The following is a 26,925-nucleotide window of genomic DNA, read 5'->3' as shown; positions in this document are numbered from 1 at the left end:
TAAAACAGCCTTCTCCATTGGGAAGGCTGTTTTTATTTGGGCAAAATTGATCTATCATTCTATGATTGCATGATGAGAAAGCCCTTTAGTAGCTCCAATCTAACTAATTTTAAGCAAAAGCTTACAAAAAGAGCCATAAATCCGATAAAATAAAGGTAGATTATCTCAGAAAGAAAGTGATTGAAAAAGCAAAACAAGATATGAAACGTTAGATGGGAATAAGAGACTCATATGAATAAAAAAGCTTCTTTTATTTGCTGCTCAGAATAACGGATCGTTTCGCCGGTCTATGGAGGAAACATAATGAAACTTAAATATGTAAAAGCCTTAGTCGCAGTAACTGTTGCTTTAGGTGTACTGCTGCCATCAACCATTTCTCATGCCAAAAGTTTTAGCGGCCGCTCATCATCCAGTTACAGCAGCCGAAGCTCAAGCTCGTCTTACAGCGGAAGCTATAAATCCAGCCCGAAATCAAGCTACAGTTCGGGATCAAGCTCTTCAAGCAAAAAGTCCAAGACATCTGACGATTCATCATCGTCGATTTCGCTGAAAAAGAAATCTTCGGAAAAGTCGAGCTCATCAAGCTCTAAAAAATCGTCAGGCACATTTTCCGGCGCCACATCAAAAGTAAGCGGAAAGACATACAGCGGAAAATCATCCAAAGCTTATGTGGGCGGACGTTATGTTTCAGTGAATCATTACTACAATGCAGGATTCTCGCCATCTGGGTGGTTTGGCTATTATAGCGGATTCACAACGGGCATGTTTATGATCAGCATGATGCACCCTTGGGGTTACACCTATCATCCAGTCGGAGGCCCGGGCTATGTTTCTTATGGCGCTTCGCCGATTGCCTGGATCGTTGATGTCATCGTTCTGATCATTATTTTACTCATTGTCATCGCTCTGATTCGCGCATTCAAATCACCGAAGACGTACAGAAGGAGCTTTTAGGGAATGAAATTAGTATTAAATGAGCAAGAAATTGTAGACGGGATTTGTGTGTATATATCTAATGAAGAAGAGATTTACCCTGAGGACGTTGAAGTAAAAGAGCTGTCTTACAACAAGCGTACAGGATTCTTTGCTGAAGCCAAATATGGCCTGCACCACAAGCAGCTTGATTCAGATGACATTTCAGAAGGCATTATTCAGTTCTTAGAGGAATACCACAACTTCAATCCAGACGTTACAGTCGTTGAATTGCAATTTGATAAGAAAAAAGGCTTCTCCGCCTTGGTTTTCGTCAATGAGGGAGAATAAAAAAACAAAACCTTACTCCGCGCGAGTAAGGTTTTTTTATGATGTTTTCTCCTCCGGCACTTTTCTTGTAAACAGGAAGAGCACCGCCCCTATCATCAGCAGCCCGCCTGAAGGATAAAATGTAAAGACTCCTTTTACTCATATCCTTGCGTGAAAAAGGTTTTGACGCTTACAATGAGTTTGAAAGGAATGATCACAATGGCAAATGCTCAATTCCCTCTTATCACACAAAACCTTTCTCTCGATCTCGTTAATACTGAAATCATAAGCTATGATAAACGGCACGATCTCATCCAGTCAGAAAAAGATCTGATGGCGTGGTTAGAAATAATGGGAGAAACAGCTCCATTTCTCAGTTCTTTTACGCTACCGCAAGTCCAAGAACAATTGCAACGGATTCATCAATTCCGGGCTGAGCTAAGAAAACACTTTGAGCGTATAGCCGAAGGCAATGAACCTTCTCTTGCTTTTATCTCCTTCCTGCAAAACCAAATCGCCGCCGCTCCCTTTTCTTATCAAGTCATAGATGACAAACTCGCCCGCATTCCGAATGGAAAACCGGATGATGCCATTTTATCGCTTATCGCTTACGATGCGTTATGGCTCATTCATACAAAAGAAATCCAACAGCTGAAACGGTGCGCAAACGAAAAGTGCATTTTGCTTTTTCTTGATAAAACAGGAAGGCGAAAATGGTGCTCCATGAAGATATGCGGCAACAGACAAAAGGTCTCACGCCATCAGAAAAAAACCAATAATGAGTAAAAATCCGTTCCCTGCGAACGGTTTTTTTATTGAAACAAAAAACTAACCATTAAAAATAAAATTGACAGGTTAGTTTTTAGCTATTATTCTATACATACTGGAGGGATAAATTTGGAAAACAACTTCTTTTTGAAAATGAAAGGAAAAGGAAAAACACCTTTACAGGTAAACGGCAAAGACGCTGTTACAGGGCTTATAGGAGGATTTATCACCATACTGACACTCGCTTCGTTGACCGCTTATACATCAAGCTTATGGTTAATGGCGCCTTTTGGAGCAAGCTGTGTGCTCGTATTTAGCGCTTGGAACGCTCCATTATCACAGCCGAGAAATGTGATTGGCGGCCATTTTATTTCCGCGCTTACTGGGATTGTTGTCCTTCACATATTCGGGGCCCATCCATGGACCTTTGCATTGGGGACAGGGCTTGCCATTTGCTTGATGATGCTGACCAAAACCACTCATCCACCCGCTGGCGCAGACCCGATTGTCGTCATTCAAGGTGCATACGCTTGGAGTTATTTAGTATTTCCCGTACTCATTGGATCTGTCGTCATCGTGATCATCGCTCTTGTTATCAATAATTTGCGCAAAAATCGCCAATACCCCGCGTTTTGGTTTTAAAGTAATGTCCGTTTTTTCAAAACAAATGTTTCAAATCAGATAGGAAAAGGGTACTAATCTATTAACTTTGTTAAACATAAGAGATACTCATTGGCCTAACAACTGAGGGGGAACATTTGTGAAGACAAACACAAGGAAATATATGATCTACTTTTTCGGCGCTTTAGGAGGGCTGCTTTACGGTTACGATACGGGCGTCATCTCTGGAGCGCTGCTGTTTATCAACAACGATATTCCTTTAACTACATTGACAGAGGGATTGGTTGTCAGCATGCTGCTCCTTGGCGCGATTTTCGGTTCTGCCTTAAGCGGGACATGCTCTGATCGCTGGGGCAGGAGAAAAGTTGTATTTGTCCTTTCCATCATTTTTATTGTCGGCGCACTCGCTTGCGCGTTTTCTCAAACAGTCGGCATACTGATTGCGTCTCGGGTGATTCTCGGGTTGGCCGTTGGCGGTTCAACAGCGCTTGTGCCTGTATACCTGTCAGAAATGGCGCCGACGAAAATCCGCGGTACACTCGGCACAATGAACAATCTAATGATTGTCACCGGGATTTTGCTCGCTTATATCGTAAACTATCTGTTCACACCGTTTGAAGCATGGCGCTGGATGGTCGGTCTGGCTGCGGTGCCTGCCGTGCTTTTATTGATCGGCATCGCGTTTATGCCGGAATCGCCAAGGTGGCTCGTGAAGCGAGGCCGTGAAGAAGAAGCAAAACGAATCATGAACATCACTCATGATCCCAAGGATATTGAAATGGAATTGGCAGAGATGAAGCAAGGGGAAGCAGAGAAAAAAGAAACGACACTCGGCGTGCTGAAAGCCAAATGGATTCGCCCCATGCTTCTGATTGGTGTCGGCCTTGCCATTTTTCAGCAGGCTGTCGGCATTAACACGGTGATCTACTACGCGCCGACCATTTTCACGAAGGCTGGCCTTGGTACATCAGCTTCTGCGCTCGGCACAATGGGCATCGGCGTCCTCAACGTCATCATGTGCATCACTGCCATGATCTTAATTGACCGTGTCGGCCGCAAAAAGCTTCTGATCTGGGGAAGTGTCGGCATCACACTGAGTCTGGCCGCATTATCAGGCGTGCTTCTGACACTTGGACTCTCAGCATCAACAGCGTGGATGACAGTTGTCTTTCTCGGCGTTTATATCGTATTTTACCAGGCGACATGGGGTCCGGTGGTTTGGGTGCTCATGCCTGAACTCTTCCCGTCCAAAGCGCGCGGAGCCGCGACAGGATTCACCACTTTGGTGCTATCGGCAGCCAACCTGATCGTGTCGCTCGTCTTCCCGCTGATGCTCAGCGCAATGGGCATCGCATGGGTCTTTATGATTTTCTCAGTCATTTGTCTTCTCTCCTTTTTCTTCGCCCTCTACATGGTTCCGGAAACCAAAGGAAAGAGCTTGGAAGAAATTGAAGCAAGCCTGAAAAAACGGTTTAAAAAGAAGAAAAGCAGCCAAAGCCACGTGCTGAATGAGCGCACATTATAAAAAAAAAAGGAATCGTCTCCTCACGGGACGATTCCTTTTTCTATTACACCATAACCTTGCAAATATTGTTCGTAAATTCCACTGGGTCCTGAATCGGCAGGCCTTCGATGAGAAGCGCCTGATTGTACAAAAGATTTGTGTACAGGCTCAGCTTCTCTTTATCTTGTTCAAATGCGTCCTGCAGCGTTTGGAACACCTCGTGATTCGGGTTGATTTCCAGCACTTTTTCCGCCTTTACATTTTGGCTGTCCGGCATCGCGTTTAAGATTTTTTCCATCTCGATTGTCACTTCACCGTCAGCAGCAAGGCAGACCGGATGTGATTTGAGTCGTTTTGAGATTCTGACGTTTTTCACTTTGTCTGACAGAATGTTTTTCATTTCCTCAAACAGATCCTTGTACTTGCTTTCCTCTTCCTCGGACTGCTTTTGATCCTCATCCGTGTCTATGCCAAGATCTCCGCTTGATACAGATTTGAATTCTTTTTCCTGATAAGATGCCAGCATTTTAATCGCAAACTCATCGATGTCCTCAGTAAAGTAGAGAATTTCATAGCCTTTGTCCGCGACCATTTCCGTTTGCGGCAATTTCTCAATGCGATCGTATGAATCACCGGTCGCGTAATAAATGTATTTTTGCTCCTCAGGCATTCTGGAAACATACTCGTCTAAGCTGACCAGTTTTTTCTCTTTAGAAGAGTAGAATAATAAGAGGTCCTTCAATTGATCCTTATTCGCGCCAAAATCATTGTACACGCCAAATTTCAGCTGTCTGCCGAATGAGTTGTAGAACGTTTCGTATTTCTCTCGGTCTTTTTTCAGCAGGCTTTGCAGCTCGCTTTTGATTTTTTTGCTGATGTTTTTCGCAATCAGCTTCAGCTGGCGGTCATGCTGCAGCATTTCTCTGGAAATGTTCAGCGACAGATCCTCAGAATCGACCATCCCCTTCACAAAGCTGAAGTGGTCCGGAAGCAGATCCGCACATTTGTTCATGATCAACACGCCATTGGAATACAGCTCCAAGCCTTTCTCATATTCCTTGGAATAATAGTCAAACGGCATGTTTTCAGGGATGAATAGAATTGCGTTGTAGCGCACGGCACCATCCACACTGATATGAACGTGTGTCAGCGGTTTATCAAACCCGTAATGCTTTTCAGCATAGAACTTTTCGTAGTCCTCATCTGTCAGCTCGCTTTTGTTCTTTCTCCAGATTGGCACCATGCTGTTGACTGTCTGTTCTTCCTGCACCTCTTCAAATTCATTCTCGCTGCCTTCCTTCGGCTTATTAATGGTTGTGTCCATTTTGATCGGGTAGCGAATGAAGTCAGAGTACTTTTTAATGATCGCTTTTAAACGATATTCTTCTAAGAACTCGTCATAGCTATCATCTTCTGTGTTCTCTTTGATTTTCAGGATAATGTCTGTACCAACAGAATCCTTATCACACGGCTCAATCGTATAGCCGTCTGCACCCGCAGACTCCCATTTATATGCCTCTTCGCTGCCGAGCGCCTTACTGATGACTGTCACGACATCGGCAACCATAAACGCCGCGTAAAAACCGACACCGAATTGGCCGATGATGTCATGTCCGTCTTTCAGCTCGTTTTCCTTTTTAAACGCAAGGGAACCGCTTTTTGCAATTGTTCCAAGATGCTGCTCAAGCTCGTCCTTTGTCATCCCAATCCCCGTATCAGAGATTGTTAATGTTCTCGCACTTTTGTCAGCTGCGATCTTTATGTAGTAACTGTCTTTATCAAACGTAAGCGCATCGTCCGTCAGCGCTTTGTAATAGATTTTGTCAATCGCGTCACTCGAATTGGAGATTAACTCACGCAGGAAAATTTCTTTTTGGGTATAAATCGAGTTAATCATCATATCCAGCAGTCGTTTGGACTCTGCTTTAAACTCTTTTTTCGCCACTCTAGATCGCTCCTTTTTGATAGGTTGTTAGGTTATGTAAACTCTTTACAGCATCTATTTATCACATGCGGTGACAATTGTCAATTAGATTGATAGATGCATATATATGTAAATTTAACATGATTTAGATGCGCTTTCACTATTTATTCTCAAAAAAAGAGAGGTCATCACCCTCTCTTTTTTTCTGCGTCATTCCAGCGGCCAAACTCCCGCTTCATCCATATATGCACCGGGTAGAAAAACAACCCGAATGGTATCAAAAACAATAGATTATGCCATGAAGCATTCAGAAATGCCCTTGCGGTGACCGGAAACGTAATCTCTTGGAATAAAAAAGAGATGACAGTCAGCACAACAAACGCGGACGGAATCGTGACGAAGCAATAAAACTTGAGCTCCTTCTTATGCTGCACCTTCAACACCAAAAACCTCCTAACAATTTCTAGTCCATTTTAACATATGTTGGCAGTTCTTTTCTCACATGTTTATCACTGCACACAGCGGGAAGACAAATAGAAAAAGGAGGACTTGTACAATGGGCAGACTTGAAAACAAAACCGCAGTCATCACAGGCGCCGCGACAGGCATTGGACAAGCGACGGCAGAGGTTTTTGCCAATGAAGGCGCGCGTGTGATGATCGGAGACATCAATGAAGACCAAATGAAAGAAACAGTCGAAGCGATCAGACAAAACGGAGGACAGGCGGACGCCTTTCACCTCGATGTGTCAGATGAAAACAGTGTGAAAGCATTTGCTGATCAAATCAAGGACGCCTGCGAAACGATTGATATTCTGTTTAATAACGCCGGCGTCGACCAAGAAGGCGGAAAAGTGCACGAATATCCGGTTGACCTGTTTGACCGCATTATCACCGTCGACCTGCGCGGCACGTTCCTTTGCAGCAAATACCTGATTCCGCTCATGCTCGAAAACGGAGGATCCATCATCAACACCTCCTCCATGTCAGGCCGGGCCGCAGATCTTGACCGTTCCGGCTACAACGCCGCAAAAGGCGGCATTACCAACCTGACAAAAGCGATGGCGATTGATTACGCACGAAATGGCATCCGCGTCAATTCCATTTCACCGGGCACAATCGAAACACCGCTGATTGATAAACTGGCAGGCACCAAAGAACAGGACATGGGCGAAAAATTCCGTGAAGCCAACAAATGGATCACGCCGCTTGGACGCCTCGGCCAGCCGAAGGAAATGGCGACAGTGGCACTGTTTCTCGCTTCAGACGACAGCTCATACGTCACAGGAGAGGACATCACCGCAGACGGCGGCATCATGGCGTACACATGGCCTGGGAAGATGCTGATTGATGAGAAATGGAAGGAAGAAACGAAATAAGAGAGGGGATGTCCCTCTCTTTTGTCTTTCAAAGCAATACAACCTTATACTTCTTCACATCCAAAAACTGCAAAAACTCCCTCGCCAGCACTTCCGGCGCATGCATCTTTCCTTCATCCAGCCGATACATAATCAACCCGATAATCATCGCGGATACATAATAGGCATAAAGCTTTTTCCCCGCATGAATATCAGTCTGCTGATGCAGGTAAAACGATTCCAGCACTTTAAACATCTCAGGTATCACATGAGGAACATCCCAGTCCCGATTGAGAAAATGGACAATGGGCATGCGGTCTAAAGCAGAAAGCAGACTGGCGAGCGCCTTTTCCGCTTCCTCTAAGGAAAGCGCATTCGGACTTGAGGTAATCGTCAGGTGATCTATGATCTCCGCACATGATTGCTGAATCATGGTTTGCAGCAATTCCTCTTTACTGGAATAGTGATCATAAAAGGTTGCGCGGCGGATATTGCTTTTCCGGGTAATGTCTGAAATCGTGATGGCCGCGTAGTCTTTTTTCTCCGCCAATACATCCAGGAAAGCCTTCTGAAGCGCCTCTCTCGTTCGAACCACACGCCTGTCGATTTGCCTGTCTTCCTGCCGCTCCCCTGACGTAGCCTGCCCAAACAGCCAATAAAACCGCTTTTGAGAAACGAGATCCCATACCTTTTGGCTGATGCCTTCCGGAGTCGCGGCTGCATCCTCATTCAGCCAATACAGGATAATCGCGTACGTGTACAAAGCCCGGTAATGTCCGTAAATTTCCTGTTCGATCGGTGTCAAATTCACATGGATCGGAGCCAGCAAGACATCCTGCTGAAACACATCCTTAAAAAATCGATGAAAATGTTCTCTGTTCATCATCGTACCAAAAAAGGATCGATGCTCGTGAACAAAAGACAGAGTCGGATGCACCGTTTGCCGTTTTTTGTTCAAATGAAGGGTATCCATATGCTTGAAGGCGTCATAGAGCGCTTTACCCAGCCCTTCCTTCATATCTTCGATCACATCCTCAATGATCGAAAACTTGTCTTCATAATAAAGGTAGAGCGTCCCGCGGCTCACTTTGGCCTTTTCGGCAATTTCTTTCATTGTGATATGTTGAATATCCCTTTCTTCCAATAAGGCCAGCAGCGCCTGTTTCGCTTGAGCTTCAGCAGATTCCGGCACAAAAGACACCCCCAATCATTAGACAGATGTTCGATATATGTACGGTAACGTATAGATGGTTCACCGTTGTCTTCCTTACAGAAAAGGTACCACTTTATAATAGGTCCGAGAAAAAAAGAAAGCAAATGAGGGGGATTTTACAATGGAACAGCAAGTAAAAGACGACATTCAGCGTGTCTTTCAGCTTCAGAAAAAACAGCAAAAAGCACTGCGCGCATCAACAGCGGAACAGCGCATAGAGAAGCTTCAGCGCTTTTTAGATTCCGTCATCGCCCATGAAGAAGAAATCATCGAAGCGATTCGCAAAGACGTCCGCAAACCATATCACGAGGTCAAAAAAGCGGAAATCGAAGGAACGAAAAAAGCGATCCGAGATAATATGAACAACCTTGAAAAATGGATGGCGCCTAAAGAAGTCGGTTCATCGTTAAGCCCTGAGGCAAACGGGATTCTCATGTACGAGCCTAAAGGCGTAACACTCATCCTCGGCCCGTGGAACTATCCGTTTATGCTGACGATGGCGCCGCTTGCCGCTTCTCTCGCAGCCGGAAACAGCGCGATTGTGAAGCTGTCCGATTTTACGATGAACACGAGCAGCATTGCCGCAAAAGTCATTCGAGATGCTTTTGATGAAAAAGAAGTCGCGATTTTTGAAGGAGAGGTTGAGGTGGCAACCGAGCTTCTAGATCAGCCGTTCGACCACATATTCTTCACTGGAAGCACAAATGTCGGAAAAATCGTTATGACAGCCGCTGCCAAACACTTGGCATCTGTCACACTTGAGCTAGGCGGCAAGAGCCCAACGATCATCGACAGTGAATACGATCTAATGGACGCAGCGAAAAAGATCGCCGTCGGCAAATTCGTAAACGCCGGCCAAACCTGCATCGCACCTGATTATCTGTTCATTAAAAAAGACGTGCAAGACAGGTTCGCGGGCATTTTACAAACAATCGTCAACGCAGGATTTATGGAGGATGATCACAACCCAGACCGCAGCAAATTTACGCAGATCGTCAATGACCGCAACTTTAACCGCGTCAAAGACCTGTTCGACGACGCCATCGAAAAAGGGGCAGAAGTCGTGTTCGGAGGCGTATTTGACGCCAGCGACCGCACGATCTCGCCAACCGTTTTGAAAAACGTCACGCCCGACATGAAAATCATGCAGGAGGAAATCTTCGCACCGATCCTGCCGATGATGAACTATGAAGACATCGATGAGGTCATCGATTACGTCAATGACCGCGATAAACCGCTTGCGCTTTATGTATTCAGCCACAACCAAGACCTGATCGACAACGTCCTTCAGCATACGACATCAGGCAACGCAGCCATCAACGATGTTGTCGTTCATTTCAGCGACGTCAACCTGCCATTCGGCGGTGTCAACACAAGCGGAATCGGCTCCTATCATGGGGTATATGGATTTAAAGAGTTTTCTCATGAGAAAGGTGTATTTATTCAAGCCTCTAAATAATCATAGTGAAGAGAATCTGCATCAACTTGCAGGTTCTTTTTTTATCATTCTATTCACCTAAAGATAGAAAGGTAAAATAAAGAAATAAATAGTGATAAAATACCATTTTCATTACGAGACCAAATTCCTCTAGTATATCTCATTGAAACCGCACAGCCTCTAACGTATAATATCCCAGAAAACTTCAAAGGAGAGAATATTATACATGGAAAAGCCAGCTGGATTTTGGATTCGGGCAGTTGCCTCTATTATTGATGATTTAATTATCTATTTTTTTGCTTTTATTATGATCCAAATTAACACCTTAATTGTCCTGCCTCTGATTGATGCAGGAAGCTCCTATATGACAGAAGGTCAATATAAATTTTATATCCTGATATTCGGGATGATCCCTGTTATCGCCATCATATATATCTTCGGCATTCTTTATTATAGCTTGCTGACTTCTTCAAAAATGCAAGCAACACTAGGCAAAAAACTCATGGGTATCATCGTTGTCAATCAATATGGCGAGCGAATTTCATTTTGGCACAGCTTTGGCCGTTTTTTCGCTTACATACCATCAGGAATTTTGTATATCGGTTACATTATGGCAGCTTTCCCCTCTAAACTGGCATTACACGATTATATTTGCGGGACAAAGGTTATCTATAAAAATAAACAACTTGATTGATACCAAAAACAGGCTGCCGAGATCACCTCGCCAGCCTTTTCTGCTATTTCCCAAAAGCCATCAGCTTCGTATAACTTCCAATATAAAGCGTTCCGTCCTCAGCAAGCTGAGGAGATAACACGACGTTGCTGTCGGTTTGATAGCTCCATAATTCATTGCCGTTTGCGTCCGCCGCATAGACCTTCATATCATCAGACCCGAAATAAACCGTTCCCTGCGCGTCAATTAGCGGCGCCGTTCTGACAGGGCCTTCTGTATAGAATGACCAGTTCATATTTCCATTTTTGCTGATGGAAAACAGCTCGCCGCTTCCTGAGCCGATATAGATGTTGCCGTTATGGTCGATCGCAGGTGATGAACTGGAGAACCCGTTTGAGCGGAAATGTCCATTTCAAACTGCCTGTTGACGTATAGGCATACAACTGTCCGTCTTGGTTACCGGCATAAACGTTGCCGTCCTTATCAATCACCGGGTATCCTTTAAATGCATTTGACGTCGTTCTGGACCATTTCACCTGTCCGGTTCCAGAGTTGATCGCATAAAACACGTAATTATATGTGCCGACATATACAGTCCCGTTTGAGGCAAGTACCGGCACAGAGCTAACGACACCATTTGTTTTCAATTTCCAGCGCTCTGTCCAAGTTGATTTGGACGTCGGTTTGATCGCATGAACATAATTATCAAGCGTCGAGAAGTACAGCGTGCCGTCTGATCCGATCACCGTTTCAGAGCTTGGCCCGCCGCTTAACGGAATTGTTGTTAAAATCTCACCCGTTTCCTTGTCAATAAAATAAATCTTTTTATCGTAGGATGCCAGATAGATGACCCCGTTGGTTCCAAGTACGGGAGATTGTGTGTACGTTTTTCCAAGATTGCCCGTCACCCATTTGACTGAGCCATCCGGATTAAAGGCTTTCAATTCCCCGTCTCTGGAGTGTAGATATACCGTACCGTCTCCGTCAATTACAGCTCCCGCTCCATTTTGCGGAGTCGTTCTGATATCACTTTGCCATTTCAGCGTCCCGTCTGTATTTCCAGTGAATCGGCTCTCCCGTGACCAGTTAAACATGGCAGGCGCCATAGCTTGTACATCATACCTTCCTGTTAAAAAGCCGGATGCTCCATTATTTTGAGAAAACACCGTTTCCGCAGCATGAGCAGCTGTCGGCTGAAGCACTTTGACAGCAGGCATATCACAAACAGCGCCAGCCGAAACAGCCGCCGCCACCGCAGCTCCCGCAATCAAAGCTTTCATACGAAATGACTTGGCCATCATTGAGACCCCCCATTATATGTATTTTCTAATATGTGACCACCATAACATATTCATCCATTTAATAATTTCATTTCACAAAAACATCACAAACTAGAAAACTATGTAAGGCTGTTCGCAGACGTTTTTTCAGCAACTGAACGAAATGCAGCCACAAACCAAATGACATTGACAGCAGCCGCAGCGAGACTAACCCCAATTACAAAGATCACCTCAGAAAGCAGATGGTCACTGAATAAACTAAACATCAAGATAAAACCGGCAGAAGACAAGTGAATCAGCAGCCCAAAGCCGCAAAGCACCGCCATGACATACCTCATCGCATTTACTCCGAGCATATAAATGATAAAAGGAATAAAATACAATACAAGAATCATACCAATAGCTGACCACATGCCAACTGAATTAAACTGATTGGCCGCCCCTCCCGTTCCGGCCAGCGGCGAAAGTGAAGCCGCCGCAATCATGGCGCAAAAAAGGAACGCGGAAATGATTGTTACGATTGCCACGCTGTTTTTTCTAGACATCAAACCCCTCCTTCAAATAGAAATATTAACCTTTTCATTATAAATAAGCCGAATAGAAAATTCATTATATTTTAAAAAAATTCCAGAACACATACGCAAACGTATGGTTCTTCCTAGTATATTTATATAGTAAAAAATAAAGGATAAAAGACTCATTTTTCAGGCATATCAGGATTTTATCACCATATCATATTGCATGTGCTTTTTTTTCAAAGTATACTGTTCCAGATTAATTCAAAGGAGAGAGAAAAATACATGGAAAAACCGGCAGGATTTTGGATTCGTTTTTTAGCTTATTTGATCGATGGCATTATTGTATCTGTTCCTAGTTATATTATTCTATTTATTATCAATGGTGTTTTTGTAGCTGGATCTGTGGCAGCAGACCCTTACATGACGGAAGAAGAGTATTTAGTGAAATACATGACGCTTGCATTTTTGCCTACCATGCTGATCACGATCGTCATTAGTGTATTATATTACGGTCTGCTCACATCTTCTAAAATGCAGGGCACACTCGGCAAAAAAATTCTTGGCCTGAAAGTGGTCAATGAACAAGGCGAACGGGTTTCTGTCGGACAAGGAATTGGCCGTTACTTTGCATATATCTTATCAGGAATCATCTTTTATATCGGTTTTATCATGATCGCCTTTGGAGAGAAAAAAGGCCTGCATGACATCATTTGCAAAACACGTGTCGTGTATAAATAATAGAAAAAAGTCTAGACGCCAATAGGCATCTAGACTTTTGTTTTCTTTGCAATAGGCTGCCATGCCAGATACGTAGCGCTTCTCCACAGCCACTCAAACGGCCCCATCCGGAATACCCGAAGCCAAAGGTGGCTGAAGACCATTTGAACGCCGCAAACGGCAATTGTGATAAGCACACCAGCAAAAGGGTACACTTTCCCATACAATCCCAAGCCGTAATGATAGAAAATCCACGTACACACGATAGACTGCATCAGATAATTGGTAAATGCCATCCGTCCAACAGCGGAGAAGGATTGGAGCACTGTTCTCACTCTTGTTTTATGATAAAGATAGACAACCGTTGTGACATAGAAAAACATCAAGAAAGGCGCGCCAATCAGCAAGAATATTTCCTTATCTGTTACAGTGTACAGCACTTGGGCGCTCATGCCGATGACAAGACCAGCCATCCACACTCGTTTCAATCCTTTGCGATACTTTCCCGGATCGTGCAAGTACCGTGATTTCGCCGCCGCAGCTCCCAACAAAAACATGCTGAAATAAGGTATCGATGCAAAGAAGAAGTTGAGCGGGTTATACGTAAGCATGCCATTCGAAGACATGTAAACAAGACGATCGTGGATCCGCTGTTCCGCAATGTCCTTCAAGCTGCCGCTTCCGTAAACATGAAGTGCTTGCTTTGCTTGCTGAGTTGCCGCTTGGACCCATTCCTGTCCGTTTGATTGATAAAAGCTGGTCAAAATAAACGGAATGGAAAACAAAAGATACAAAGAGACCGCCCATATCAGCAGTGTTTTCGGCTTTGCCTTTCGGAATAAGAGCAGGACAAAGCCGAGCAGGGCGTATTCCGTTAAAATATCCCCGTCCCAAATCAAAAAGGCATGAACCGTTCCAAACAAGAGAAGCGCCGCTAACCTTCTCGCATATAGCGGAACAAACCGCTTCCCTTTGCTTACGGCTCTCTCCATCATGACAACCATGCCGAATCCAAATAAAAAGGAAAACAATAAAATACATTTTGTTTGGATAAAAAATGTCAGTATGTCTGCTGCTGCAAAGTCTGCTTCAGACCACTTTTCTGTAAAAAAGTTCTCTTTTCCAAGCATAGACAAGTACATATCCGGATAACTGAAATGTGCCAGATTGACAAATAAGATGCCGAAAATCGCCATTCCTCTTAGTACATCAAGCACGCCGATCCGCTCATTTGCCAAAGTCGGCTGTAATGAAGCCACATTCATCACGCTCCTTTTTTCTGTACCTTAAGGGTATGAAAAAAAGGGGCGGGCAAACATCGATTTAGGTGTCAGGCAGGCATGGGAACCTTACAATCTTGTCATTTTTATGGTTTCATTACCTTTAAATCTAATGCTTCGATATTCTGCAGGACGCGATCAAAGCGCAGAGCCTGAGGCTCACTTGGGTAGATGTGGCCTTCATACGGCTCACCTAACGTCCGGAAAAACGGTTCAAATAAGCCTGGAACCAGTACGCCCACCATCTTTGTATAATGAGAATCCAGACGATAGGAGTGAACGGTGTGCGCAGGGACATGCAGAAAATCTCCCGGGTTCAGCTGAATTTCCTGGCCATCCGCCCACATCGTCATCTGCCCTTCAAGGCAATAAAATGTTTCTGTATGGTGTTCATGATAGTGATCAACGATCCGATCACCTTTAGGGCCTTCCGATGATACGACGATAAATTGGCCGTCTGTATTTTTTTGTGCGGCCACAATGCGGTGAAGCTGATCCCCCGTCAACAGACGGTCGCCTTCCCCAGACTCAAGCACGTATGGAACGGCTCTATCCGGAAGCTCTGTAAGTTCAGCTAATGTTGCCGCACCTGCTGGCTTTTCATCATCCAGAAAGGCAATGTCCGCCACAGCGGCCGCTTGTGCAAATCGCTCGTTTGACACTTCTTCGATTGCGTGCGGCGGATGTTCAGCGTGATCATATGGATTCCCAATAACGGAATACATGTGCGCTACATTTCCTTTCATCGTGTAGGACACCAGTCGTGTTCTGTGGCTCTGCATCCGGTAGCTGTGCGGTGTTCCGGCCGGAATGTTCGCATAATCGCCTGATACTAATAAATAATGTTCTCCATCAAGTGTCAGCTCAAGCTTACCGTCCAAAACGAGAATCCCTTCATGTGTGTCCTTGTGGACGTGAAGCGGAAAGGCATCTCCTTTTCCCCCGGAAAGCAGCACGATCTCAAACAGATCGCCTGTGCTCTTCGCATTCGCCATTACCGTGGCAACCTGTCTGCCGAACAAATAGCGCTCACCTTCTCCGCTGCGGAGCAAATAAGGCATTTTTTCTTTAGGTAATGCGTTTTCACATAATGTTTTCATATATCGCTTCCTCCAATTTAGACCAGTCTATATAATATAGTTTATCTGACTAGACCGTTCTATATAATTGTAGGAGAAAGGATAACAAAATGCTACCCTTTTTTTCTCACCAGCACTGGAATTTGCTCGGCAATGAGAAGAAGGGGCGTTTTGTCTTTATTCGTTAACGAAAGCATGATACCGCCCTCAATCATCGAATTGATCAGCATTCCAAGCTGATTTGCTTCTTCTTCTGCAAATCCGTTTTCCATTAATTTTCTGGCAAAAACCGCTTCCCAGCTTTTAAACACCTTCATGCAAACCATCCGCAGCGGTTCACTGATTAACGCTGTCTCACTCGCCAGCAAACCGACTGGAATGCCTTGAATGCTTTCTGTATTGTCAAACTGGCTGGCTGTTTTTTTGATAAAATGCTGAATCGCTTCTGTTGGATCAGAGGATTCGTCCATGCTCTGCTGTATCAGAAGTTCAATTAATTTTCCTGTATATGTAACCGCTTCAATTGCTAATTCTTCTTTGCCATTCGGAAAAAAGTGATAAAGCGATCCCTTAGGAGCACCGCTTTCTTTCACAATCTGGTTCAAACCTGTCGCGTGATATCCTTGCAGCTGGAACAGACGTGACGCCGTGTGAAGGATTTTTTCACGTGAATCTCCTCTGCTAGTCATTAAAACATTCCCTCCTAGGTATGGTAGAGCGACTTATATAATATAAAAAAGAACCCTGTGATTGTCAAAAGGGCTAAGAACCTCCTGGATCGGGTAAAGGTACAAAAACGCGTTCAGGAGGGATTCTTAATGGCAAACGATGATGCAGTCACAAATACAGAACAGCTTGAACAACAGAACCCGGGCATGAAAACGAAGCTCAAACTGAAACAACTTAAGGATCAAGTGATTGTCATTACCGGCGCTTCAAGCGGAATCGGGCTTGTCACTGCGAGAATGGCAGCTGAAAAAGGGGCAAAGGTCGTGGCAGCAGCACGAAATGAAGAAGCGCTGAAGGAGCTCGCTGATGAACTAAAGGAAAAAGGGCACGACGCCATATGGGTGAAAGCGGATACCGGAAAAGAAGAAGACATCAACCGCATCGCAGAAACCGCGATCAGCACATTCGGCCACTTTGACACATGGGTCAACAATGCCGCCGTCTCGATTTTCGGACACGCCATGGACGTCACCGTCGACGACATGAAGCGAATGTTCGACACAAACTTCTGGGGACCTGTCTACGGAACAAGAGCAGCCGTCAAACACTACACCAGCAGAGGCGTGCCGGGTGCCCTCATCAATGTAGGAAGCCTGTTCGGCGACAGGGGAACGGTCATTCAATCCGCATATGCGTCAGCCAAATTTGCGCTTCACGGATGGACGGAAAGCATCCGAATGGAGCTCGAAAAAGAACAGGCACCCGTCTCGGTTACGCTCATCCATCCGGGCAGAATTGACACGCCTTACAACGAACATGCGCGCAGCTACCTCGACAAACAGCCGGCTCATTACCGCTCCATGATCTACCCGCCGGAAGCGGCCGCCGAAGCCATCCTGTTTGCCGCCGAACACCCGAAGCGTGACATGTACATCGGCTCACAGGCAAAAGCCATCGCCATGCTGGGTGCTCTTTTCCCCCGGCTGACCGACAGACTGATGGAAAAAATCATGTATTTCAGCCAGCATGCCGAAAGACCGTCGAACCCCCGAGAAAAAAGTGCGCTTTATGAAGCGGGCTACGGCCTGCATGACAGAGGCACAAATAAAGGATGGATGCGGTCAAGAAGCTACTACACGAAAGCCACGAAGCGCCCGATTGTATCGGCGGCTGTTCTTGCCGGGCTTGCTTGTGCATGGGCTGCCGTCAAACGAAGCAGATAAACCTGAATGGCATAAAAAACCCATGCGAACACATGGGTTTTTTGGCTATTAATCGATAAAGGCCTTGTTCATACGCTGCAGAAGTTCCCCAAACATTTCTTTTTCATTTGTTGACCACTCTTTCAGCATCTGTTCATAACGTTCAAGGCGCTTTTGCTTATCGGCTTTTAATGCTTGTTTGCCGAGCTTTGTAATGGTAAACAGACTGACTCTGCCATCGGAAGGGTCTGAGAAACGATAGATGAGCTCCTTCGCCTCTAATGCAGCTGCTTGTCTTGAAAGAGTAGAGATATCTAATTTAAACGAATCGGCCAGCTCCTTTACGCGGGCAGGCCCAAATTCATCCAACTGTCTTAACAATAAGTAGGATGATCTCTCCAAATTCCCTGTTCTTTTCTCTGATTGATCCAGATAAACAGCTCTCCTGATAAAAGTCGTCAGCTCATATTCAATTAATTCAACTGGATTTTGTTTTTGCAATCGCTCTCGCTCCCCATTCCAATCTCCGACATTGACAACACCATATATACTTGTATAATACAAATGTATATTAACTCCATTAATACAAGTTATATGACTAAATCATTTTTATACTTGTATAGTACAATCATACAAAAAGAAAGTAAAGTGATTCCTCAGAACAATCGCCAGAGCAAGTCACCAGAAAGGAGGAAGCTGTTCTAATTGGAGAGCAGCACTTGATGTGAAAGTCATACGAATTATTTTGCAAGTGTTGATTTTATATGTCTTTTTTATGATTGGGGAAGCCCTTCAGCATCTGTTTCATTTACCAGTGTCAGGAAGCATAGTCGGACTGGTATTGCTGCTGATCTGTTTAGGTCTCCGTATTGTTCCCGTCTCCATTATTCAAGACGGAGCTGGTTTTTTATTGTCCTTTCTTCCATTGTTGTTCATCCCGGCAATGACAGGAGTGATGAAATACCCGTCTCTCATTTCATTAAATGGTTTGATGCTGCTGATTACAGTCGTTCTGAGCACCATCGTCACGATCATTGCGGCTGGATTCGTCAGCCAGCTATTAGAGAAAAAAGCAAAAAAGCGTGAGGAGAAAGAGAAATGCAGCAAGCATGTATCGCAATCATTATAATTCTTTTAACAGTTGCCGCTTATTTAGTGATGGTCAAACTCTATAAGCGATTCCCGCTGCCATTTCTTATCCCTGTTCTGACAACGACAATATTGATTGTCGCGGTTTTGGTGTTGTTCCATGTTTCGTATGAAGGCTATATGATCGGGGGAAAATGGATCAATTCTTTGCTTGGGCCGGCTGTTGTGGCGCTGGCCTATCCGCTTTATAAACAATGGCATATCATTGTAAAACATTGTGTTCCCATCATAGGCGGCGTACTGGTCGGTCTATGCATGGGAATGATCAGCGGGCTGATCTTCGCGGAAGCATTCGGGATTGATCATGATCTTTTATTATCCATTCTTCCAAAATCAATCACAACCCCTGTCGCCATTCAGATCGCCGCCGGTCTTGGCGGTGTTCCTTCCATGACAGTCGTATTTGTGATGATCGCGGGCTTTTCAGGCGTCATCCTCGGGCCGCTTGTCCTAAAATGGCTTCGCATACGCAGTTCTCTCGGCCAAGGCATCGCATTAGGAAGCGCCTCCCATGCACTGGGCACCTCTAAAGCATTTGAATATGGGGAACTTGCCGTATCCATGAGTTCCGTCTCCATGACGCTTTGTGCAGTGTTTGGCTCATTTTTCGGCCCGCTCGTCGTCTGGCTGTTTCATATTTAATAAAGAAAGACTGCCCCGGAGGAGGGCAGTCTTTCTTTATCTTCACGATGCAAAAAAATCAACGAGCGGTTGAAAATCCTTAGACAAATCAACTTCATTCGGCTCTACTTGAAGCAGGCGGTCGATCATGCGCTCCAGTTCCTCAACATCATTCTTATCCGTATATTCAATGAAGTTTAAGCTTTCAAGCCAATTCCGGTACGAATGTTTGGCTTTGCCGTAGCTGTTTCCAAAGACGAGGCAAGGTGTTTTGGTGATAATCGAGAAAATCATCGCGTGAAGGCGGTCGGTAATCACCAATTTACTGGAACCGATGCGGTCAAGCATCTCCATAAAATGCTTTTCACGATCAGCGTAATCAATGGTGTCGACCGTATCCAGCACCGTATCGGTACGCTCCGCATAGGTTGTTTTTTCTGCCCATTTCATCATCTGTGAAATAAAGTCTTCGTCTGTCACTTTCTCCTTATCCGCTCTTAAAATAAAGAGAACGCCGTCCCGTTCGAGCTCTTTCGGCACAATATCCAAGGAGAGCACCATATCCGGTGTAAAGATCACATTGGAATCGAATGTCTCTTTTACAACATCCAACGTCTGCGTCTCACGCGTAGCAATCGTTAAGTTAGGATTTTGATGGTACGCATCCTGTGTTTTTTTCTTTTCTTTATTTCCTTCCTCTGTATCTTCAAAATACACAGATTGCGGCAGAGAAATCGATTTGTAGTCCTTAAACGCCGAGAAGACCTTTCTTCTGTCTTCCTCAATATCGAGATAAAGGTTTCCCAAATTCCCTCCGCCAGTAAAGCAGACAATATCGTCTTCACGGATGATCTCCTTCACCAGTTCAATGCCCTCATCCGTCGCATAATCCATAATCTCAATGTATTCATAATACGGAAAACGATTTTTTATAAATTTCTCTTCCGCATATGCAATCGCTTGGTCGCCAATGTTTGTGTAACTCGGGGAACCAAACAAAAATACTTTTCGTTTATCATTTAACAGGGCTTCTGGTTCAACGTTTGGCGCAATGCCTTTTACGAGTTTTTTGCCTTTGATTTCTTGTACAGTCATGTCTGCGTCCTCCTTCTGGGATGAATGCTTCATTGTGTGGTTAACTGTCTTTACCCCAAAGGGAGGATGGCTATGCATTGGCGTGTGCGCCGGCTATATCAGAAATATTGTTTTTGCCAATTTGATGGATGCTGCAATGTCTCGAGCCGTTCTTTCCATATATTCTGCGGCATGTTCAAACGCGTCTTCAAGAGGCACGGCTCCGGGAACGATGCTAAAAAGCGCGTCGATTCCGTGTTGATAGACGGCATCACTGTCTCGTGACACTGAACCCGCAATGCCAATGACGGGCACATCATATGATTTAGCAGCTTTGGCCACGCCGATCGGCGTTTTTCCATAAATGGTTTGGCTGTCAATCCGCCCCTCACCGGTAATCACAAGGTCCGCATCCTGAACTTCATTTTCAAAATCAACCGCTTCAAGGACAATATCAATACCTCTTTTCAAATCAGCATGAAGAAAAGCCAGCAGACTCCACCCCAGACCGCCTGCTGCGCCGGCGCCCTCTGTTTCTCTGTAGGTTGTTCCGAGCGCTTTTTCTGCCACATCCGCAAAATGGGTCAGGTGCTGATCCAGTGCATCCACCATGTCGGCTGTCGCGCCTTTTTGGGGCCCGAAAACAGCTGAAGCTCCTCTTGGCCCTGTTAACAGATTGTCCACGTCGCAGGCGACTTCGATTTTGACAGTCCGCAATCTGGAATCAAGCCTGCTTACATCTATGGATGCGAGCTGAGATAACGCGCCGCCCCCGGGCCCGATCTCACGGCCTGAGTCATCAAGAAGCCTTCCGCCCAATGCTTGAATCATCCCGGCTCCTCCGTCATTCGTGGCGCTTCCGCCGATCCCGATGATCAAACGCTCCGCTCCCGCATCAAGAGCCGCTGTGATTAATTCTCCCGTCCCTTTCGTTGTAGTGACAAGCGGATTGCGCTTTTCAACGGACACCAGATGCAGCCCTGATGCAGCAGACATTTCAATCACAGCCGTTTTTTCATCCCCCATCATGCCAAAAAACGCTTTCACAGGCTCCCCCAGCGGCCCCGTGACAACCTGCTCTTTGATCCATCCGTTTGTAGCATCAACCAGAGACTGAACGGTGCCCTCACCGCCATCCGCCATCGGCAGTTTTCTATAATCGGCACCAGGAAAAACCGATTTAAAGCCTCTTTCTATCGCGTCAGCGGCCTCTAGAGCTGATAAACTTTCCTTAAAAGAATCAGGTGCAATGATGATTTTCATCCAAATCGCCTCTTTCAAAACATGATTCACTTACGCTATCTATCTCCAATGTACCATATCTCGTTTAGAAATAAATACCATTCTACTGGGAAAAATTTTATGGAAAATTAGAAATGAAAGTGTTTGCATAAATGAAATATTCACGTTATCATACTTGTATACAAGTATACTCCTTTAGTGAGGAAGGTGAGTGTATGCTAGACGCCAAGGACCTGTTGTATCCTGCAAAATGGCTCTCAAAAGCATCAACTGGTGTTCGTGTCGCATGCGAGCTGAGAATGCGGATCATTTCAGGCATGATTGAAAGCGGTACCATTTTATCAGAAAATACGATCGCCGCCGAGTTTTCAGTAAGCCGCTCGCCGGTTCGCGAAGCGTTAAAAATACTCGCATCCGAAAAAATCATCCGCTTAGAACGAATGGGAGCGGTTGTGATTGGGTTAACTGAAAAGGAAGTCGCGGAAATTTATGATGTGCGATTACTATTAGAAACATTTGTCTTTGAACGGCTTGTCAAAATAGACATTGAGCCTTTAGTTAAAGATCTCAGCAAAATTCTTGAAATGATGAAAGTCTCCATCAAATACGAGGATGCTGACGAATTTTCATTTCAAGATGTGCTGTTCCATGAAACGATTATCCGAGCTATCGATCATTCATACATTCAGATGATCTGGAACAATCTAAAACCCGTCATGGAAAGCTTTATTCTGTTATCCATGCGGGTACGGTTAAAGGAAAAATATGAAGACTTCACAAGGATTTTAGATAACCATGAGCTTTATATTCAGGCCATTAAAGCAAAGGATAGGGCGCTGATGATTCAGTCCCTTCACCAAAACTTTGATGATGTGCAAGAAAAGGTAGAAGACCTGTGGCTCTCACAACAAATGCTGGCAAAAGGAGCTGAAAACAACAATGACTAGTTATATGTTAGGAATCGATATCGGCACGACAAGCACAAAAGCTGTATTGTTCAGTGAAAAAGGAGACGTGGTACATAAAGAAAGCATCGGCTACCCGCTCTATACACCGGACATCTCAACAGCTGAACAAAACCCGGAGGAGATTTTTCAGGCAGTCATCCACACAACAGCGAGAATTACAAAACAGCATCCGGACAAACTGATCTCATTCATTTCATTCAGCAGCGCCATGCACAGCGTCATCGCAATCGATGAACATGATCAGCCGCTGACGCCATGCATCACGTGGGCTGACAACCGGAGTGAAGGCTGGGCGCATAAGATTAAAGAGGAATTGAACGGGCATGAGGTGTACAAACGGACAGGGACACCGATCCATCCGATGGCACCATTAAGCAAAATTGCTTGGATCACAAATGAACGAAAAGAAATCGCTTCCAAAGCCAAAAAATATATCGGTATCAAAGAGTACATTTTTAAACAGCTGTTCAATGAGTATGTCATCGATTACTCCTTGGCCTCAGCGACAGGCATGATGAATCTGAAAAGCTTGGATTGGGATGAAGAAGCACTGCGCATCGCAGGCATCACGCCTGATCACTTATCAAAACTTGTGCCAACGACTCAAATCTTTCAGCACTGCAGCCCGGAGTTAGCGATCCAGATGGGCATCGATCCGGAAACACCTTTTATCATCGGCGCCAGCGACGGCGTGCTGTCCAATCTCGGCGTCAACGCCATTAAAAAGGGCGAAATCGCCGTCACCATCGGGACAAGCGGTGCCATCCGCACGATTATTGACCAGCCGCAAACCGATGAAAAGGGACGGATTTTCTGCTACGCCTTGACGGACAAGCATTGGGTCATTGGCGGGCCGGTGAACAATGGAGGCATCGTCCTTCGCTGGATCAGAGACGAATTTGCCTCTTCCGAAATCGAGACAGCGACACGGCTGGGCATTGATCCATATGATGTGCTGACGAAGATTGCCCAACGCGTCAGACCAGGTTCTGACGGTCTGCTGTTCCACCCGTACCTCGCCGGAGAACGCGCTCCGTTGTGGAATCCAGATGTGCGCGGCTCATTTTTCGGCCTGACGATGTCGCATAAGAAAGAGCATATGATACGCGCGGCATTGGAGGGCGTCATTTACAACCTGTATACGGTATTCTTGGCGTTAACGGAATGCATGGACAGCCCGGTAACCCGGATTCAGGCAACAGGAGGATTTGCAAGGTCGGAGGTTTGGCGCCAAATGATGTCGGATATCTTCGAATCAGAGGTTGTCGTTCCGGAAAGCTACGAAAGCTCATGTCTCGGCGCCTGCATTTTAGGCCTATATGCGACAGGAAAAATTGATTCTTTCGACGCCGTGTCAGACATGGTCGGCAGCACATACAGGCATACGCCGATCGAAGACTCAGCCAAAGAATACAGAAAATTAATGCCGATTTTCATCAATCTATCAAGATCATTAGAAAATCAATATACACAAATCGCAAATTATCAGAGGGGCTTAATCACACACAACTAGTACATGACATGAAGGGGAGGGCATTACCATGCCGTTAATCATCGTTGCACTTGGGATCTTAGCATTACTGCTTTTGATTATGGGCTTAAAATTAAACACATTTATTTCCTTGCTGGTCGTATCGTTCGGCGTGGCATTGGCACTCGGGATGCCGTTCGATAAAGTTGTCAGCTCCATTGAAGAAGGAATAGGGGGAACTCTTGGCCACATCGCGCTCATCTTCGGACTCGGTGCGATGCTGGGCAAGCTGATCGCCGATTCAGGAGGCGCACAGCGCATTGCGATGACGCTCGTCAATAAATTCGGCGAAAAAAACATTCAATGGGCTGTTGTCATTGCCTCCTTTATTATCGGTATTGCGTTATTTTTTGAAGTAGGATTGGTTCTATTAATTCCGATTGTATTTGCGATTTCAAGAGAATTGAAGATTTCTATTTTATATCTCGGAATTCCGATGGTCGCGGCACTGTCTGTCACTCACGGTTTCCTGCCGCCGCACCCGGGACCTACGGCGATTGCCGGTGAGTACGGCGCAAACATTGGGGAAGTGCTGCTGTACGGCTTTATCGTCGCTGTTCCGACAGTGCTCATCGCAGGGCCTTTGTTTACAAAGCTCGCGAAAAAAATCGTTCCTGCATCATTTTCGAAAAACGGCAATATTGCATCACTCGGCACGCAAAAAACGTTCAAGCTTGAGGAAACACCCGGCTTCGGGATCAGCGTCTTTACTGCAATGCTTCCGATTATCATCATGTCGGTCGCAACCATTATCGACCTGCTTCAAGAAACAATCGGATTTGCGGATAACGGAGTTTTAGCTCTTATCCGATTGATTGGAAACGCATCGACTGCTATGATTATTTCGTTATTGGTCGCAGTCTATACAATGGGCATCAAACGCAACATTCCAGTCAAAACCGTGATGGACTCTTGTTCAACAGCCATTTCACAAATCGGCATGATGCTTCTGATCATCGGGGGAGGCGGCGCCTTCAAACAAGTGCTGATCAACGGCGGTGTCGGTGATTACGTGGCAGACTTATTCAAAGGAACGGCATTATCGCCAATCATCCTGGCATGGCTCATCGCGGCGATCCTGCGCATTTCTCTAGGGTCAGCCACTGTTGCCGCGCTAAGCACAACAGGGCTGGTCATTCCATTGCTGGGACATTCTGATGTCAACCTGGCATTAGTCGTGCTCGCAACAGGCGCCGGAAGCGTCATCGCTTCGCACGTCAATGACGCCGGCTTCTGGATGTTCAAGGAATACTTCGGATTAAGCATGAAAGAAACATTTGCCACATGGACCTTGCTGGAAACAATTATCTCCGTTGCTGGACTGGGATTCATATTATTGTTAAGTTTAGTTGTATGAAATTGATGAAGGAGCTGTAACACATGTTCAATACGATTGGTGTCATAGGCTTAGGCGTAATGGGAAGCAATATCGCCTTAAACATGGCAAACAAAGGTGAAAACGTCGCAGTCTATAATTACACCAGAGATTTAACGGACCAGCTTGTCCAAAAGCTGGATGGACAATCTCTCAGCCCGTACTACGAGCTTCAGGATTTTGTTCAATCGTTAGAGAAACCAAGAAAAATCTTTCTGATGGTCACAGCGGGTAAACCCGTAGATTCCGTCATCCAATCATTAATGCCTTTGCTTGAAGAAGGCGACGTCATCATGGACGGGGGCAACTCCCACTATGAAGACACAGAAAGAAGATATGACGAGCTGAAGGAAAAGGGCATCGGCTACCTGGGAGTCGGCATTTCCGGCGGCGAGGTCGGCGCATTAACAGGGCCTTCCATCATGCCGGGCGGAGATCGCGAAGTCTATGAAAAAGCCGCTCCTATCCTGACGAAAATCGCAGCTCAAGTCGGAGATGACCCGTGCTGTGTCTATATCGGACCAAAAGGGGCAGGGCACTTTACAAAAATGGTGCACAACGGCATTGAGTATGCCGACATGCAGCTGATTGCAGAAGCGTATACGTTTCTGAGAGAAACGCTGCGTCTGCCGCTCGATGAAATTGCATCTATTTTTGAAACATGGAATCAAGGTGAGCTGAAAAGCTATTTAATAGAGATTACAGCTGAGATTTTACGCAAAAAAGACGAACAAACAGGACAGCCTTTGATCGATGTCATCCTTGATAAAACCGGACAAAAAGGCACCGGAAAATGGACGAGCATGCAGGCAATTGATAACGGCATCCCGTCCACCATCATCACAGAGTCCTTGTTCGCCCGCTACTTGTCATCCTTAAAAGAAGAACGGATGGCAGCTCAAGACGTGTTAGCAGGCCCAGAAGCCGAAGAAAAACACTTTGATAAAGACACTTGGATTGAATACGTCAGACAGGCTCTTTACATGGGGAAAGTATGCGCCTACGCACAAGGCTTTGCCCAATACAAAATGTCATCTGAGCTTTACGGATGGAACCTGCCGCTCAAAGACATTGCCTTGATTTTCCGAGGCGGCTGCATCATCCGCGCTGATTTCCTAAACGTGATCAGCGAAGCATTCAGTGAGCAGCCAAACCTGTCAAACCTGCTGATCGCGCCTTATTTCTCAGATAAGCTCCAAGCCTATCAAACAGGCCTGCGAAAAGTCGTTTGTGAGGGCATCAGCACAGGAATCTCATTCCCATGCTTGACAACAGCACTCTCTTATTACGACGGCTACCGCACAGGCCGTTCCAATGCGAACCTCTTGCAGGCGCAGCGTGATTACTTCGGCGCCCATACGTATGAGCGGACAGATATGGACGGCGTTTTTCACACGAATTGGTCTGAATAACAGTCATAAAAAAACACGGTCAGTTTCAACTGAACCGTGTTTTTTTCATCTATGATTTCTTCTATCTC

General features: G+C 45.4%; 26 protein-coding genes and 1 pseudogene. 16 read left to right on the top strand and 11 right to left on the bottom strand.

Features of this window, described 5'->3' with window-relative positions:
- Positions 1-303: 303 nt before the first annotated feature.
- From CVV77_RS09390 to CVV77_RS09370, 5 genes are all read left to right on the top strand, one after another.
- Positions 304-954 carry a hypothetical protein gene (locus CVV77_RS09390; RefSeq protein WP_100275233.1) on the top strand — a complete coding sequence of 217 codons (651 nt, stop codon included), beginning with the start codon at positions 304-306 and terminating at the stop codon, positions 952-954.
- Positions 955-957: 3 nt separating this feature from the next.
- A complete protein-coding gene (locus CVV77_RS09385; protein WP_003236405.1) occupies positions 958-1,263 on the top strand; it encodes a DUF2653 family protein in 306 nt (101 codons plus the stop codon).
- A 198-nt stretch (positions 1,264-1,461) separates the two neighbouring features.
- Positions 1,462-2,028: a CGNR zinc finger domain-containing protein gene (locus CVV77_RS09380; protein WP_084994139.1), complete on the top strand. Its 567-nt coding sequence runs from the start codon at positions 1,462-1,464 to the stop codon at positions 2,026-2,028.
- A gap of 135 nt (positions 2,029-2,163) precedes the next feature.
- Positions 2,164-2,652, top strand: a complete 489-nt coding sequence (locus tag CVV77_RS09375) for an HPP family protein (protein ID WP_250501488.1) — start codon at positions 2,164-2,166, stop codon at positions 2,650-2,652.
- A 118-nt stretch (positions 2,653-2,770) separates the two neighbouring features.
- Positions 2,771-4,156 carry a sugar porter family MFS transporter gene (locus tag CVV77_RS09370; protein WP_100275232.1) on the top strand — a complete coding sequence of 462 codons (1,386 nt, stop codon included), beginning with the start codon at positions 2,771-2,773 and terminating at the stop codon, positions 4,154-4,156.
- Positions 4,157-4,199: 43 nt separating this feature from the next.
- Here CVV77_RS09370 and htpG read toward each other — a convergent pair whose 3' ends face one another.
- On the bottom strand, positions 4,200-6,080 hold the full coding sequence (gene htpG, locus CVV77_RS09365) for a molecular chaperone HtpG (RefSeq protein WP_019259961.1): 1,881 nt from the start codon (positions 6,078-6,080) through the stop codon (positions 4,200-4,202).
- Positions 6,081-6,247: 167 nt separating this feature from the next.
- A complete protein-coding gene (locus CVV77_RS09360; protein ID WP_029316939.1) occupies positions 6,248-6,499 on the bottom strand; it encodes a hypothetical protein in 252 nt (83 codons plus the stop codon).
- Positions 6,500-6,615: 116 nt separating this feature from the next.
- Between CVV77_RS09360 and CVV77_RS09355 the strand changes: the two genes are divergently transcribed.
- On the top strand, positions 6,616-7,437 hold the full coding sequence (locus CVV77_RS09355) for an SDR family oxidoreductase (RefSeq protein ID WP_100275231.1): 822 nt from the start codon (positions 6,616-6,618) through the stop codon (positions 7,435-7,437).
- 28 nt (positions 7,438-7,465) lie between these two features.
- Here the strand turns inward: CVV77_RS09355 and CVV77_RS09350 are convergent, their stop codons facing one another.
- Positions 7,466-8,608, bottom strand: a complete 1,143-nt coding sequence (locus tag CVV77_RS09350) for a TetR/AcrR family transcriptional regulator (RefSeq protein ID WP_100275230.1) — start codon at positions 8,606-8,608, stop codon at positions 7,466-7,468.
- A 142-nt stretch (positions 8,609-8,750) separates the two neighbouring features.
- Between CVV77_RS09350 and CVV77_RS09345 the strand changes: the two genes are divergently transcribed.
- A complete protein-coding gene (locus CVV77_RS09345) occupies positions 8,751-10,088 on the top strand; it encodes an aldehyde dehydrogenase family protein (RefSeq protein ID WP_100275229.1) in 1,338 nt (445 codons plus the stop codon).
- Positions 10,089-10,293: 205 nt separating this feature from the next.
- Positions 10,294-10,761: an RDD family protein gene (locus tag CVV77_RS09340; protein WP_100275228.1), complete on the top strand. Its 468-nt coding sequence runs from the start codon at positions 10,294-10,296 to the stop codon at positions 10,759-10,761.
- 43 nt (positions 10,762-10,804) lie between these two features.
- On the opposite strand, the pseudogene CVV77_RS09335 reads toward CVV77_RS09340, so the two are convergent.
- Positions 10,805-12,038: pseudogene (locus tag CVV77_RS09335) on the bottom strand (PQQ-binding-like beta-propeller repeat protein).
- Positions 12,039-12,139: 101 nt separating this feature from the next.
- Positions 12,140-12,565, bottom strand: coding sequence for a DUF5391 family protein (locus CVV77_RS09330; protein ID WP_019259968.1), 426 nt, complete (start codon positions 12,563-12,565; stop codon positions 12,140-12,142).
- A gap of 255 nt (positions 12,566-12,820) precedes the next feature.
- Between CVV77_RS09330 and CVV77_RS09325 the strand changes: the two genes are divergently transcribed.
- Complete coding sequence (locus tag CVV77_RS09325; RefSeq protein WP_019259969.1) at positions 12,821-13,276, top strand: RDD family protein; 456 nt, start codon at positions 12,821-12,823, stop codon at positions 13,274-13,276.
- 29 nt (positions 13,277-13,305) lie between these two features.
- Here the strand turns inward: CVV77_RS09325 and CVV77_RS09320 are convergent, their stop codons facing one another.
- The 3 genes from CVV77_RS09320 to yxaF all read right to left on the bottom strand — a co-directional run bounded on the left by CVV77_RS09320 (position 13,306) and on the right by yxaF (position 16,303).
- Complete coding sequence (locus CVV77_RS09320) at positions 13,306-14,514, bottom strand: DUF418 domain-containing protein (protein ID WP_100275227.1); 1,209 nt, start codon at positions 14,512-14,514, stop codon at positions 13,306-13,308.
- A 107-nt stretch (positions 14,515-14,621) separates the two neighbouring features.
- Entirely contained in the window at positions 14,622-15,635 is a 1,014-nt protein-coding gene (locus tag CVV77_RS09315; protein ID WP_100275226.1) for a quercetin 2,3-dioxygenase, read from the bottom strand.
- Positions 15,636-15,727: 92 nt separating this feature from the next.
- Complete coding sequence (gene yxaF / locus CVV77_RS09310) at positions 15,728-16,303, bottom strand: transcriptional regulator YxaF (RefSeq protein ID WP_100275225.1); 576 nt, start codon at positions 16,301-16,303, stop codon at positions 15,728-15,730.
- Positions 16,304-16,432: 129 nt separating this feature from the next.
- Between yxaF and CVV77_RS09305 the strand changes: the two genes are divergently transcribed.
- A complete protein-coding gene (locus tag CVV77_RS09305; RefSeq protein ID WP_100275224.1) occupies positions 16,433-17,506 on the top strand; it encodes an SDR family oxidoreductase in 1,074 nt (357 codons plus the stop codon).
- Positions 17,507-17,554: 48 nt separating this feature from the next.
- Here the strand turns inward: CVV77_RS09305 and CVV77_RS09300 are convergent, their stop codons facing one another.
- Positions 17,555-17,986 (bottom strand): MarR family transcriptional regulator, encoded by a 432-nt coding sequence (locus CVV77_RS09300; protein WP_003236430.1) that lies wholly within the window; start codon positions 17,984-17,986, stop codon positions 17,555-17,557.
- Positions 17,987-18,209: 223 nt separating this feature from the next.
- Here CVV77_RS09300 and CVV77_RS09295 point away from each other — a divergent pair, with 223 nt between their 5' ends.
- Together CVV77_RS09295 and CVV77_RS09290 are read left to right on the top strand one after the other, a co-directional pair.
- Entirely contained in the window at positions 18,210-18,614 is a 405-nt protein-coding gene (locus CVV77_RS09295) for a CidA/LrgA family holin-like protein (protein ID WP_019259974.1), read from the top strand.
- Positions 18,584-19,276, top strand: a complete 693-nt coding sequence (locus tag CVV77_RS09290; protein ID WP_100275223.1) for an LrgB family protein — start codon at positions 18,584-18,586, stop codon at positions 19,274-19,276. The genes CVV77_RS09295 and CVV77_RS09290 overlap by 31 nt, the downstream gene beginning before the upstream one ends.
- A 42-nt stretch (positions 19,277-19,318) precedes the next feature.
- Here the strand turns inward: CVV77_RS09290 and CVV77_RS09285 are convergent, their stop codons facing one another.
- Both CVV77_RS09285 and CVV77_RS09280 read right to left on the bottom strand, forming a co-directional pair.
- Positions 19,319-20,350 (bottom strand): polysaccharide pyruvyl transferase family protein, encoded by a 1,032-nt coding sequence (locus tag CVV77_RS09285; protein WP_100275222.1) that lies wholly within the window; start codon positions 20,348-20,350, stop codon positions 19,319-19,321.
- Positions 20,351-20,443: 93 nt separating this feature from the next.
- Positions 20,444-21,592, bottom strand: a complete 1,149-nt coding sequence (locus tag CVV77_RS09280) for a glycerate kinase (protein ID WP_100275221.1) — start codon at positions 21,590-21,592, stop codon at positions 20,444-20,446.
- Positions 21,593-21,786: 194 nt separating this feature from the next.
- Here CVV77_RS09280 and gntR point away from each other — a divergent pair, with 194 nt between their 5' ends.
- Genes gntR through gnd form a run of 4 tightly spaced genes read left to right on the top strand, consistent with a single transcriptional unit; the run spans position 21,787 to position 26,857 of the window.
- Entirely contained in the window at positions 21,787-22,518 is a 732-nt protein-coding gene (gntR, locus tag CVV77_RS09275) for a gluconate operon transcriptional repressor GntR (RefSeq protein WP_019259978.1), read from the top strand.
- A complete protein-coding gene (gene gntK / locus CVV77_RS09270) occupies positions 22,511-24,052 on the top strand; it encodes a gluconokinase (protein ID WP_100275220.1) in 1,542 nt (513 codons plus the stop codon). Before gntR ends, gntK begins: the two co-directional genes overlap by 8 nt.
- Before the next feature lie 28 nt (positions 24,053-24,080).
- Positions 24,081-25,427, top strand: coding sequence for a gluconate permease GntP (gene gntP, locus CVV77_RS09265; RefSeq protein WP_003236443.1), 1,347 nt, complete (start codon positions 24,081-24,083; stop codon positions 25,425-25,427).
- Positions 25,428-25,450: 23 nt separating this feature from the next.
- Complete coding sequence (gene gnd, locus CVV77_RS09260) at positions 25,451-26,857, top strand: decarboxylating NADP(+)-dependent phosphogluconate dehydrogenase (RefSeq protein ID WP_100275219.1); 1,407 nt, start codon at positions 25,451-25,453, stop codon at positions 26,855-26,857.
- The last annotated feature ends 68 nt before the right edge of the window (positions 26,858-26,925 follow it).

The organism is Bacillus sp. SN1, from assembly GCF_002796895.1.
Classification (GTDB): Bacteria; Bacillota; Bacilli; order Bacillales; family Bacillaceae; genus Bacillus; species Bacillus inaquosorum.
The sequence above is the reverse complement of the archived record's forward strand: the minus strand, read 5'-3'. Positions and strand labels throughout refer to the sequence as shown.

What these genes read in the sequence shown, in the direction of transcription:
- gntP (WP_003236443.1), top strand. Translation starts at nt 24,081, where the DNA reads ATGCCGTTAATCATCGTTGCACTTGGGATCTTAGCATTACTGCTTTTG.
- gntK (WP_100275220.1), top strand. Translation starts at nt 22,511, where the DNA reads ATGACTAGTTATATGTTAGGAATCGATATCGGCACGACAAGCACAAAA.
- CVV77_RS09390 (WP_100275233.1), top strand. Translation starts at nt 304, where the DNA reads ATGAAACTTAAATATGTAAAAGCCTTAGTCGCAGTAACTGTTGCTTTA.
- yxaF (WP_100275225.1), bottom strand. Translation starts at nt 16,303, where the DNA reads ATGACTAGCAGAGGAGATTCACGTGAAAAAATCCTTCACACGGCGTCA.
- CVV77_RS09315 (WP_100275226.1), bottom strand. Translation starts at nt 15,635, where the DNA reads ATGAAAACATTATGTGAAAACGCATTACCTAAAGAAAAAATGCCTTAT.
- CVV77_RS09285 (WP_100275222.1), bottom strand. Translation starts at nt 20,350, where the DNA reads ATGACTGTACAAGAAATCAAAGGCAAAAAACTCGTAAAAGGCATTGCG.
- CVV77_RS09330 (WP_019259968.1), bottom strand. Translation starts at nt 12,565, where the DNA reads ATGTCTAGAAAAAACAGCGTGGCAATCGTAACAATCATTTCCGCGTTC.
- CVV77_RS09375 (WP_250501488.1), top strand. Translation starts at nt 2,164, where the DNA reads ATGAAAGGAAAAGGAAAAACACCTTTACAGGTAAACGGCAAAGACGCT.
- gnd (WP_100275219.1), top strand. Translation starts at nt 25,451, where the DNA reads ATGTTCAATACGATTGGTGTCATAGGCTTAGGCGTAATGGGAAGCAAT.
- CVV77_RS09355 (WP_100275231.1), top strand. Translation starts at nt 6,616, where the DNA reads ATGGGCAGACTTGAAAACAAAACCGCAGTCATCACAGGCGCCGCGACA.
- CVV77_RS09380 (WP_084994139.1), top strand. Translation starts at nt 1,462, where the DNA reads ATGGCAAATGCTCAATTCCCTCTTATCACACAAAACCTTTCTCTCGAT.
- CVV77_RS09290 (WP_100275223.1), top strand. Translation starts at nt 18,584, where the DNA reads ATGCAGCAAGCATGTATCGCAATCATTATAATTCTTTTAACAGTTGCC.
- CVV77_RS09385 (WP_003236405.1), top strand. Translation starts at nt 958, where the DNA reads ATGAAATTAGTATTAAATGAGCAAGAAATTGTAGACGGGATTTGTGTG.
- gntR (WP_019259978.1), top strand. Translation starts at nt 21,787, where the DNA reads ATGCTAGACGCCAAGGACCTGTTGTATCCTGCAAAATGGCTCTCAAAA.
- CVV77_RS09325 (WP_019259969.1), top strand. Translation starts at nt 12,821, where the DNA reads ATGGAAAAACCGGCAGGATTTTGGATTCGTTTTTTAGCTTATTTGATC.
- CVV77_RS09280 (WP_100275221.1), bottom strand. Translation starts at nt 21,592, where the DNA reads ATGAAAATCATCATTGCACCTGATTCTTTTAAGGAAAGTTTATCAGCT.
- CVV77_RS09345 (WP_100275229.1), top strand. Translation starts at nt 8,751, where the DNA reads ATGGAACAGCAAGTAAAAGACGACATTCAGCGTGTCTTTCAGCTTCAG.
- CVV77_RS09305 (WP_100275224.1), top strand. Translation starts at nt 16,433, where the DNA reads ATGGCAAACGATGATGCAGTCACAAATACAGAACAGCTTGAACAACAG.
- CVV77_RS09340 (WP_100275228.1), top strand. Translation starts at nt 10,294, where the DNA reads ATGGAAAAGCCAGCTGGATTTTGGATTCGGGCAGTTGCCTCTATTATT.